The 13,212-nt window shown below is 31.1% G+C and carries 4 protein-coding genes; 2 read left to right on the top strand and 2 right to left on the bottom strand.

Translation table 11 applies throughout. The annotated features are described in order from the left end of the window. Positions 1–4,397: 4,397 nt before the first annotated feature. Together ERCIKOCA2762_RS03540 and ERCIKOCA2762_RS03535 are read right to left on the bottom strand one after the other, a co-directional pair. Positions 4,398–4,565 (bottom strand): RepA family replication protein, encoded by a 168-nt coding sequence (locus ERCIKOCA2762_RS03540; protein ID WP_269472447.1) that lies wholly within the window; start codon positions 4,563–4,565, stop codon positions 4,398–4,400. 154 nt (positions 4,566–4,719) lie between these two features. After that, positions 4,720–4,848: a RepA family replication protein gene (locus ERCIKOCA2762_RS03535; protein ID WP_157988828.1), complete on the bottom strand. Its 129-nt coding sequence runs from the start codon at positions 4,846–4,848 to the stop codon at positions 4,720–4,722. A gap of 2,451 nt (positions 4,849–7,299) precedes the next feature. Here ERCIKOCA2762_RS03535 and thiC point away from each other — a divergent pair. Together thiC and ERCIKOCA2762_RS03425 are read left to right on the top strand one after the other, a co-directional pair. Then, positions 7,300–9,102 carry a phosphomethylpyrimidine synthase ThiC gene (gene thiC, locus ERCIKOCA2762_RS03430; RefSeq protein ID WP_157988827.1) on the top strand — a complete coding sequence of 601 codons (1,803 nt, stop codon included), beginning with the start codon at positions 7,300–7,302 and terminating at the stop codon, positions 9,100–9,102. A 2,405-nt stretch (positions 9,103–11,507) separates the two neighbouring features. After that, positions 11,508–11,648, top strand: a complete 141-nt coding sequence (locus tag ERCIKOCA2762_RS03425) for a hypothetical protein (protein WP_157988826.1) — start codon at positions 11,508–11,510, stop codon at positions 11,646–11,648. The last annotated feature ends 1,564 nt before the right edge of the window (positions 11,649–13,212 follow it).

The following is a 13,212-nucleotide window of genomic DNA, read 5'->3' as shown; positions in this document are numbered from 1 at the left end:
ATTACAATTATAAGTACAGACTACATGGCGGGGTGTAAAGAAGATAGTGATCGCTATCTTTTTTCTATACCACTTACTAATGGATCAAGTGTAAATTCTCTTTGCTACATATAAAGATATATTGCTAGCAACGTCTTATATCAATCAATAGTATTAGTCAGAAAGATTTGTTACCTCAAGATAGCCAGATCTATATCAAACCTATATTTGAGTTTTTTAGCACATCAAAGATTTACGCCTCTATACCTTCCATGACATGTCAAAAGTCTTATTAATAATAGCTGTTGCATGACAAATTGGATGATAGATAGATAATATATATCTTACAGTCTTAGCGATTGCTATAGCTTGTCATTTATTGATTATCTGGATCTTAGGAAAGAGTATCCGCAAAAATTTCGTCTATAGCGCATCTGTTTAGAATTATAGTGGATTATATCAGATTTAAGAAAAACTACCATTGTTAACTAGTAACGAGGATCGTTGAAGGTGATAACATTAGAGTATACTATAATGGCATAGTATTTGTCATACTTTATGATCTTTCTTCCAAAACAGATCTTGGCATATATATTGATATATTTTATATATAGCATATTGCAATATTATATTTATATTTATTATAAATTATACACTGATTTTTTACTTTCAACCATCTTACTATAAGACTCTGTGTAATACAGCTACCCTACAATACGCTGATTATTAATTTATAAAAATAGGATATCGGTTAAGACGATTGATTTATCTAATACAATTTTAATTGGTTATAGTATATAAAAATATTTCCAAAAAAACTTTAACATAGAACTATCTAGTGGTAGATATGTTTTATCATATATCACAGTTTTAAAACAAAATATTTTTATTCATGTATTGAAATTTTAATTTTCTAAAATGTATAATTAATAGTAATATTAATTACATTTTGTGTTTATGTTTTACAGCATTAATATTAAGAGATTTTTATGAATATCATTATCTTGTATTTACTTCTAATATGATATGGATAGTATCCATATTTCTATCTGGATTTTTTGGAATATATTTTAGCCATCTTATTCTATATTAGATTATACGCTACGTTAGTGATTTATTTTATTTACTGATGCTAGAAACGCATTACTACAATAAGAGAATAGTTATATATTAAAATTGATGATATTTCGAAAAAATGTCTTTGACTGATATAGAGCAAAACAATTTTCTTGTTCTCTTTTGAGGGGGTTCTTAAAAATACATAAAATACTTCTGTTCAAACTATTAGTCTTGATTTAAATATTTTTATATTATATAATAAAACTTATAGAATAGCGTTCTGTTTTTGATATCTGAATATAATTATCATCTTATTTTTCATCGTTTTATGTAAACTAAAAATGGATGATCGGTTTAATCGTATTATAGGTGACATGCCTATAATTTATTTTCCAGTCTATCATCTACTGCAGAACTATAAAGAAGATTATGAAAATGAAAATTAGTATCAAGGTTATACTGAAGAGGAACTAGATATTTCTATATAATAACTAATTAAATATTAGAGGGTATTTTAAAACAAACGAAATAGAATCTACGACAGAAAAAATTTTCTGAAATGGCTGCATCAGGATTTTAAAAAATAGAATTTGCTCTTCACTTTAACCTAAAAGATCGCATTTATATTCAATATTCTGCCTTCGATAATGGGTTATTAACCCTAGCATTTACCTATGATATGCAAAAGCAAGTAAAAACTTAAGAACATTTAAATGTCTAGTTAAAATAATTAGAGATATTGAATAATCAAAAATATTTTGCTACGCAACAAAACATAAAGAAAGATAATAATCTTATTAATCTTGATTTATTTTAAAAAATTTCAGTAGTAATAAAATTATGTTTACTACGCAAATACAGCCTTTTATGAGGAAAAGTTATCAATAAAATTGATAATATACTCGATTATAAATGCGAGACTCATTTAATATTTAAAGATCACTACCTCTGTGCTTTCTATATATCTGTAACACAGATTCAATAAAATATATCATTAATTAAACTCAAATGTAAAATTATTTTTTAAAATATTTGTTAAAAAATTTTAAAATTTTAAAAACCATCCAACGAATTCTTCAATGTTAAAGGTGTTCTAACAAAAATAATAGGAGAATTAACAATTTATAATATTATAATAGCATATTTTATAAATTAAGGTAATTTTATATGTTTAATAACATATTGATGTATCTATTTACAATCACCTAGTATATTCTGTTATCACAAATGATCTGTAATATTTTTTATACTATGATCGTAATAACCTTAAGCATCTTGCCGTATTCTCTATATTTTAAATATTAGAGATATTATCACTTTTTTATTATAAACTTTTTAAAGTAATAATCTTAATATTAAAAATATTATTTATAATAATCTTTATATATATAAAATATATAGCATATTTAAAGATTTAAGTGCTGGTATAGTACTGATTAATCTAACCAAAAAACAATATTTTATGAAGTTTTCTATTAATATATTCTAGATAATAATGAAAGGTAATAATATCAAAACTACTGATAGCGAATCAATGACGTACAATAAATAACGTTCACTATATCCATTAAGGAGTAATGCTCTGTATTATATACATAAAATGATATGGATACTGAATATCCAGACATAAGAATAAATTGATTCATACACAACAGTATATTTTAATTTTACTGCTAAGTATTAGCATAAAGTTCTTAGTAGGTCTACTATGCTTTATGATTTATTATGACCTACTAGGTAGTAGGTAGGTTAGAAAAATATTAACTAGCATACAAGTGTACAACACACAAATTAACTTATTTTTCTTAAAAATAACTATATATTTCTTACGAAATGAGATGTGATGGGATAGCATTAAAAATGCAATACAATAGGTAATATAAAATATTATTTTTTAATATATAATTTTTCATGCCAATAACTTAAAAAGTAAGAACTTATATTAATGTTATTAACATCAAGATATATTATATTGGTAGTTTTAGAAATTTTAAAAAAGTACAATATTTATTGTATAAAAATATTATTGTTCATACCATTAAATATTAAATTTCTATATTTGAATATAATATAGAATTATTCTTAATATATAGAATATTTATCATTATTAAATATTTTCATTTTTCTGATATCATCTTTAAGTAATTAAAATCAGTTATTTTATAAACTATATTCATCTATTTTAAATTTAAGATCATAATTATCCGGTACCAATGATTACTCTATCTATTTTCTTTCTTTTTATTAAAAAAATAAAATAATAAATACAACTGTTTAAAATATTAAACCAATATTTAAAAGAGAAATCTCTTCTTCATAAAAAATATGATTTTTTAATATATATTATTATCCATATTTCTGATTCTAGTCATATTTTAGTAGACATATCCTTCCTAATAAAAATAGTTTTATTATATATATGTAATAATTTTTACATATATACATTTATAATTATTTTATACTAAAATTTTTTTGCGTTAAGCTACCTAACCTATTTTTTTATTTTTCTACTCCTAACAAAGCACTATTCAAGCATATGGTGTATTAATAATTTTTATATAAAATATCATTCTTAAATTAATATTTGTCTTTTTAGAATCAATAATTCCAACTTTGTGTTTATATATTTTGTGATAATCTTTTACTGATTAATCAGAATAGTTCGTATATTTATATTATGAATCAGTGGTATATGATATCATTATTAATGGATCTGTATAAATATACATCTATTACAGATGATACAACAGAATACTTCTATTGTGTTTACGCAAAAATCTAATCATTGTATCGTGAACTCAACAGTTTTTACACTGAATTATAGACTAGAGTTAATATGCATAAACTCTATTTTTAGTTATAGATAATGATCTATAAGGCATCTTATATAACAATTCTTTTTCTGTTGAAAATACTTTATTGTAATCTCGCGTGTAGTTCTACTAATACCTTTAATTACCTATTTCTAATTGCATTAATATATGAATAAGTTTCACATGTTCATAAATAGAGAGAGGGGAGAGAAATTTTTCATGAAAAATAAGCTGTAGATCTGTAATCTAAAGAGGATATAATTCCTAATTAAGGACAATAAAAACCCCGTACAATTTGTGCGTATATCTTTTACTAAAAGTTTCTATAAAGTTATCCTGTTCCGGGCGGGACACTCGCGTGCTTACACATTTTTAGTAATATCGCTGTATAATAATTTTGTTGAGCTCAGTATAACTCTAGCCCATAACTCTATCTTTATTAGTAGAGTTTTACTAGGTCTTACAGTATGCCCCTTCTAGCTTTTCTTTTCTCTCGTCTATACCTGCAATCTATCTAGCGCGACGGTTTTTTGCTTCTTGCTAATTTTAAAGTACGGTACTCGAAGGTCCCTTGCGAACATGCTCTGTTTTAGTACGACGACGTGCCTTAGTCAAAGTAATCGGTTCTGCACAGGCCTCTCGTATTTTCTGATTCTCCCAGGATAACTGCTGTTTGTGTGCAGCTAAATATTTACCGTACTCATAACCAATCAATACAAAAAATAACTCAGTAACCCATATTATATTGAGAATATAAACACCAGTCGTCTTGTCCTATATTTGATCACAAAGAACCGCCCCGAGAGCATCTAGATGCTCATTTATAGCACGACTGGTGCGACTGTAACAGAGGTTGTCCTTCTATGTTCTATGTCGTCAGTCCGCACGCATCAGAAATTTGTGCGAACGACATATAAACTTTACCAGTAACAATATTCACATGCGCCGCTAAACATTCCATGATAGCGTCAATGGCACGGGAACGATGTGCGTTCATCGCTCACTAATTACCTAGTGGGTTGTGAGTGATAGCATGATGACCAGGAGAGAATTTCAAAATTTGGTATTGGAATGGCAAATTATCACGTGCTGCTTGACGTAGCACGTGAATAATTCGTGGCGGTTTTACATTTGCTTTTGGCAGACAATAGCACGGATATGGATTTTTGACATAAAAATACTTTTTATACGTCTGAGATTTCGTTTTAAAAAATAAATAAACTTTGGTTATCCACCACTCCCTGAGCTTATGGCAGAACTGATGGTAAAAGTGTGATCATACATTTGATTGCTAACATTCATTAGGTAAAGCATCCCTCTTGAATACGCTCTCGAACGCTCATAAGACCCTGATAGTGAAGTCTGCCGAGATCACCCTATCTAGGTACTCTGCGTTTTGGACTGGTACTTTGGACTGACTAAAGGAAGATTATCTATCTTTCCTTCTCTCTTCTCCCAAGCACCTGCTCACTTTATAGGGGCGTCTTGCACAGGATAATACCCGTATCATTTGCGTAAACTAGTCGAAAACTAGGCACATGCACAGTGCTAGACTTTCTATTTTGGTAGAATCTAGTTTAAAAAAGGATCAACGAGCTGCTCTATCACTACGCTCCTGTAGATTATTAGTTAATTCAAAAAGCGAAGCATTAGCTGATGATCTAACCCTTTTGATTAGTTGAACTAATCTAATCCAATCCTGTGTTACAAAAACTATAGACTTCTAATTGTCTTCATGGTTATAACATGATTTGGCCTATCTGAATTTATACTCTTAGTATTAAATCAACCTAACCTAATATATCAAAAGACATGCGCTCGTAATGGTTTTTGCTATTACATTTCAACTACATCATTAATAGTTTAATATTCAATGGTCAGTGATGATTTTTCTATTTTATATCCTCAAACACTCATCTGCATTGCTGATTTTTCTGAGTCAGATAATAAAAAATCATGGATTGAGGATCTCTAATACAGATTTTAATATCTGTTGGACTGCTTCTGTGAGCGCTTATTAACAAGACACAGAATGTGATATCATTACCATTACAGTGAGGTGATAGGATAATACATATAGTATATACACTGGATATTTGAATGTCTATTTTTTGTGCTAAGTTGTAAATTCGTCTTGAAAGATACTTTTATACTTCAAGCAATACTACTTCAAAAACTAAAAACTATAGAAAGAATGATATCTAACCATAGTATTCATGATAAAGAATGCGTTTGCAGTTGTCGTATAACGTGTTAGGTCGTAACTAACCTTATTAATCTCACCGAAAAAGATTATGAAAAATATTATTGGCTGTTATTTTAATGATTTTCATAATAAAGAAATATCTTTAGAACCAGATTCTTATTTGTTAATGGTTTTTACGCCTTTAAGAAAAAGGAAAATATATTTTTTATCAATTATGGCAATAATAATCTATTTTATAGTAAATTACCTTGCTAAATTATAGCTACAGTATAAAACAATGTTGTGAAAGAACCAACAAAAATATATAGGGAATCCCTTTACTATAAGTGACAATCGTTGACACCTTAACTTACTAAAAAACAGTTTATACCATAACTGAGTAAAGACTTAATAGTATAGTCTTGATGAGAATGTTATCCTAAAAATACTGAGGTCCCCCTTTGCTTTTACTAGTTAAAATTACCAAGAAAAGATATCTTAATTGAAATACTAGAGAATACCTCTTTTCATAAGCAAGATTTAGAGACTATGTGATTCTTTAAGCACGGACTACCGCTCGTGTATTCTTAATCTTACTAGTCTTATTTTCTAATAACGGAATGAATATTATATTATTACTGATCAGTATCTCTTAAATATTCATAGAAATATAGTTACTAAAGCATACTATTTTAAGTGAACATGTGTTAAAAAGGCGATATCTACTTTAGATGTTCTCAAAATACAGAGTACTAATATTTTTAGTACAAAGATACTAATTTATAATCATCACTGCTATAACTAAAGATTATATACAAACTTCTAATCCCGAGGATCACTAACTTAATAGTTCATAACAAAATCTTAAACAATATTGAATATTACGATAGATCAGTACCATTAGCGCACTCACTGATGACTACGTCAGATATATCAGCGAGAGTTTTTGTTTACTCGTATTTACAAATTCTTGTTATTCACACCTAAACGGTAATTTAGTCGACATACAATTACTCGATGTTTATATTGAAATTGATCATAATGCAAACTTAGTATAAATGTACTAGAGATCAATAATTTCTAACTTGAAGTATAGAATAAAGTCAATTGTAAGATAGAATAAAGAGCGAACTACTAATACTTATAAAAAGCATGTACAAAAAGCCACTTAATAGTGGTTATCCAGTCTAAGCAAGTCTTTATTTGGCATAATGCTTACTCTAGATAAGTACACGCCTTATCATTTCTTGAGGAACTGATCACATGTCATCATCTTCACCCATTCCTACTTCACGCCGCGAAAATCGTGCACAGGCACAAGCTTTCATAGACACCATTACGAGTAGTGCTTTTCCTAACTCTAAAAGAGTATATCTGAAAGGTACTCGTCTGGACATAAAAGTACCGATACGTGAAATTCAACTTAGCCCTACTCGAGTAAGTGGACAAAGCCATGATTCTGTTCGTGAAGAAGCAAACCAACCAGTATTAGTGTATGATACGTCTGGACCATATGGAGATCCAGAAATAGCTGTTAACCTAAATGCTGGGATTCACCGACTTCGCGAACAGTGGATTGATGAGCGACAGGATACTGACCCCCTTGATACATGCCTCAATTTTTCTAATAGTAATGAACAGTGCACTCATGATACAGGAAAGAGCATGGCATTGGCCGCCTTACATCGTTCTCGTCGCGCACGAAAAGATCGTCGGGTGACTCAGTTACATTATGCGCGTGCTGGAATCATTACTCCAGAGATGGAGTTTATCGCCATACGTGAGAATATTGGACATCATGACGTAAGCGAAAACAGTTTGTTCCAACCAAAAATTACTCCGGAATTTATCCGGCAAGAAGTGTCTGCTGGACGTGCTATTATACCTGCAAATATTAACCACCCAGAATTAGAACCAATGATTATCGGGCGAAATTTTTTAGTTAAGGTTAACGCTAATATTGGAAATTCTGCAGTAACCTCGTCTATTGAAGAAGAAGTAGAAAAGTTAGTGTGGGCCACTAGGTGGGGGGCAGATACTGTGATGGATTTATCTACAGGTCGCTATATTCATCAGACTCGTGAATGGATTCTTCGTAACAGCCCAGTCCCTATTGGTACGGTGCCTATCTATCAAGCTCTGGAAAAAGTACATGGTGTGGCAGAACACTTAACCTGGGACGTTTTCCGTGCAACCTTGGTAGAACAAGGTGAACAAGGTGTGGACTATTTTACTATTCATGCCGGTGTTCTGTTGCGTTATATTCCGATGACTGCTCAGCGCTTAACAGGTATCGTCTCGCGAGGTGGATCTATTATGGCTAAGTGGTGTCTTTCACATAATAAAGAGAATTTTCTCTATGAAAATTTTCGAGATATTTGCAAGCTTTGCGCCTTATATGATATAGCATTATCATTAGGAGATGGTCTACGTCCTGGTTCGATACAAGATGCCAATGATAAAGCGCAATTCGCTGAATTATACACTCTAGGAGAATTGACTAAAATTGCTTGGGAAGAGGGTGTACAAGTTATGATTGAGGGTCCCGGTCATGTCCCTATGCATATGATTAAAAGAAACATGACTGAGCAGTTGAAAAATTGTCATGAAGCACCTTTTTATACCTTAGGGCCATTAACTACTGATATTGCACCAGGCTACGATCATTTTACGTCTGCTATTGGTGCTGCACTCATTGGCTGGTTCGGTTGTGCCATGTTATGTTATGTTACTCCTAAAGAACACCTAGGTTTACCGAACAAAGAAGATGTGAAGCAGGGATTAATTGCATACAAAATTGCCGCTCACGCCGCTGATCTAGCTAAAGGACACCCTGGAGCGCAAATACGTGACAATGCTATGTCAAAAGCACGTTTTGATTTTCGCTGGGAAGATCAATTTAATTTAGCGCTAGACCCAGATACTGCGCGTACTTATCATGATGCGACATTACCGCAGGCATCTAGTAAAAGTGCACATTTCTGTTCTATGTGTGGTCCTAAATTTTGTTCTATGCAAATTTCTCAAGAAATCCGTAACTATACGAACACACATATTCCAAATTAAGAGCTAAAAAACATTAATATGTTTTAAAAAAAGATGGAAGAGTGTTATGCATAACGGAAGAACTTCATTGCATCCACTCTTTCGTTATCTATCATAAATAGAGAATGCTTAAGGATAGAAATGTGATGAGGTATATCAACCTCTGTGAAAGGAGAATATTTGTTGATTGCATTCCGCTCTTTCTTAGGATTAAGAGGTGCGGCTATGAATTATGCATAGAAGGCATGTGCTATTAGCGTACTGCCCAGGGTGATTAACTAAAACACTAGAAATAATGGTATTTTAAACACACTCTTACTAACACATATTATACTAGTACTCTCGTGTTATGTAAGACCTTAATGGTCTATTACTGTATATACTGAGTCACACATGATTTTAGTGAGTAGTACGTAATTATTAATATTCAATTTGGATGAGATGCGTTATCTCTAATCTAAATGATGTACCAATACATTATTAAATTATAGGTAGAATTTTTTCTAGAAATAACGTCAAAATTATAGTTACATTAACACTTTCTTAGCAATCAATTGAGTGTTAGATACACCTATCAATAACAGCTCATAGGAATTCTATCTATCCCATTTTTGGTTATTTATGGCTTGCATCATCTTTTTATCAATACTTTAGCAACAATCGTAAAAAGCTTTTTTTCTAAACCTTGTTATTTGAAAATGCATTACTCTAGATCGTATAAAAAAGGGCCGCTATCATGTATCACAGAGTTATTTATTCAGTAATTACCACCCTTAATAATACGAATGAGGAATTAATAAGATCACTAAAATATAGTAAGAGAAAGTAATATATATTTCTATGGAGCACTGCGCTTTATGGAAAACCGGAGCAAATATGCTAGATGTTCAGAATTTTGTAATCTAATAAAAGCTAGCTTATCCTAGATTAGGAAGGCAATACAAAGAATATAGAGCGCCCATCTACAATAGTATTGTTATAGCTACATTCGTTGAATAACCAATAGCTTACCGGACTCTATGTACACATTAGGTGTAGTAAATATACTAACTTTAAAAGGTGATCATTTCTTGCATATCACCTATCAAGTAGGGCTGCCATTGCTACTAAACTAATCAAATCGGTCAATAACACTCAGAAATAAAAAACACAATCACTTAGCCACCTAGCGCTCTCGATGTACGCCACATCTCCCTCTCTTACGGATTATAAAAGGATACTTATTAGTATATAAGCAATTTTTGCTGCGCAGGTGATTACTGCTTAAGACCATAACGACAATATGATTACTAGACGTGGTATGAATGCAAATCTGTATTACACACACTCCCCTCCTTGAAAATACTCGCACAGTAGTTTTTGGGTTAAATTTTTTGTTGAACCCCTAGAAAGACACTTAATTACACCTGTATCTATATTTTTTAGCTTTTAAGATGTAACAAAACGGCGATAATTCTAGAATGCCCATAGCGATTGAGTGTTTATTACAGGTCACTCTAATAGGCATTCGCGACGATGTAAGTGACAGGAAGAATCTTCTTCTTGCAAGGTCTATAGCTAAAAACTACATCTTTCTGACGGGGTGTCACAACAGTAACAAAATTAACGCTAGCTGGTAGCCTATCCTCACTGTACAATATACGCGAAATCCGTAGAGAAGTTATAGAGCCGCCGCTTGTTTTGTTGATACTAAAAAAGAAATTCATATGATCAACGTTACATTTGATGATTTTTAGTGGAGGCTCCTCGCTTATTTTATCATAGCTTCTACTTATTCAGCACTGGTATAAAATATTTCTACGCACTATGCTGGTGTTTGTGTGCACTATCATGAATAACTATTGTATATGATAGTGCTAAAAAGGCTATCAGATTAAAAATAACAATATGCTTTTAGCATAGATTATTTTAAAAAGTTTAAGGAGATTTATTAGCCAAAGTCCTTTTTTGTAAAACTAATATACTAATTCTAGTATATTGCTAAATGTAGGTTGGAAATTGCAAGAATAGTTCTTTATCTAGAATTCAACTAGTCAGCGTACTGATAAATGTATATTGCCTTGAATATTACACAAATAACTATTATATCAACCTTTTTCATTCTGGATAATAAAACAGGCCACAGCGTTATTTGATCAACCTTTGTGATGTACTGTTTAAATCTTAGAAAGTATATCATCAACATTGTCAATCTAATCGAATTCAAAATGAATGCATGGCTATCAATTCGAACAGGATTTTATTCAGAAAACTGCAAATATTATCCACAAAGTGCACACTAAAGCACAGGAATAACAGATAAACAACTCATACATCTAGAACAAATTCTTGACGCTGCTCGTGCAGCAAAAAAGCTGTGTTAACGCGCTTTGGTATCGTGTTGCTTGGAAAAACTACACGATCGTGATATGCCTCTGTTGGAAGAAATGATCAAGACCGTGAAAATAGTGCGATTAGAAACATGTATGACATTAGATATGCTTGACGATCAAAAAGAAGATAGTTTAGCAGAAGCTGGGCTAAAGTTCTATAATCATGATATGGATATTCCACCAGACTTCTTTTAGTAGTGTGATTACAACAAGCAGCTCTCAGAAAAAGATTCAATATACTGACTGCAGTACGTTAAACAGGTAATTAAAATATATTCTGGTGAAATTATAAATAAAGGTAAAAAGATTAATGCTTGTACAGGATTAGCAGCGCAATTAGCAAATTTACCGGAGTCGCCAGAAAGCGTACCTATAAATCAGTTGGCAAAGTACCCGGAACACCCTTATCTCATAATAATGACGTGAACCTTTCTGGTTTTCTCAGCACGATTTCAGTAGCATATGTTATGATGCCACAGTCTGATGTATGCCTATTACCTAATTTGGAGGTATGAATGCATAGATCTAAATGCAGTGCTTTGTGACTGAGGGCGAACTCTATCTTTGGTGGCTATAAATGACTTACGACATCTAATCCAGCTAAGGAGCAAGATCTCTTGCTGTTTCAAGAAGTCAGGTATGAAAATTGAATGTTGCTCTACTGATAAAGGGAATGCAGAGAATGTATCTTGGCTCACTAAAGACCTATGATCTGTAGACACATAAAAATATTACAATGCTGCAAGCTCATCTCGTAAATACATCTTGCTGACGCTTAAAATATATTTTTAGCTATTGATCATCATAAATCGCACTAAAAAATATATATTTTTATATATTGTACTGTACACAAAACAATAGATTTTTGAATAAAAACTCATGGAGTTTTCGGTATAATTTAAAAGATTAAATCTTAATATTTGATCGCACAAGGATATATAAAATAATAGACATCATAGTAGTTACATCTTATTCTATATAGAATATATTATTTTTGATCTCTCGCAAATTGTTTCTATAATTACAAAATGGTAGATAGAGTCTATCGAGTATTTATATTCTTGCTATACTATAGTTAAGCGTAAAAAAGAAGGATTCAAAATAATCCAACAATCATGATTAGAACATTTTAGTACACTCATGTTTCACCAAAAAACTTGGATTCACGACCTTGCCCTATATGATCAGAAATATTTCTAACAAAAACTAATATCTAGCACTTGATTACTAATATTAATTATGATATTATTATTTTGAATAGATGCACTAACGATTCGCAAAGCCCTGATAGTGAAGTCTGCCAAGATAATCGCCCTATCAGGGTTGTTTGCGTTTAAGAATACTGCAAATTATTCTCATATCTTTAGATGTACACAACTTAAAAATTTAAATATCTCATATTACAAGCATTAAATTGCTATTGAGTAATTAAACACGAGTAACCCTGTACAAAATAAGCAGGGATAGACAGCAACAACCTTGCTTTTATCTGCTTGAGAAGCTCTCACATGCGCCTGAGAGCGAGTATATAGAATTTCTATGCAATAGTTTTGGTATTTTTTTGCATAAGTAGTCAAATGAATAAAAAATATTCCGATATTAGCTCAAGGTATGCCAGTCATCATATATTTTTATTAGCAATTACGTAAACCAATACCCTATTCTAGATGTCTCTAAAGCTAGTATGAAGATACATAATATGTATATAACTTTTTACATGAAAAAGAAGATGCAGTATCACGCATAATAGGTGTATAAA

Source organism: Candidatus Erwinia haradaeae (genome assembly GCF_900698935.1).
In the GTDB taxonomy this organism is placed as follows: domain Bacteria; phylum Pseudomonadota; class Gammaproteobacteria; order Enterobacterales; family Enterobacteriaceae; genus Erwinia_E; species Erwinia_E haradaeae_D.
This window is presented reverse-complemented; position numbering and strand designations above follow the sequence as displayed.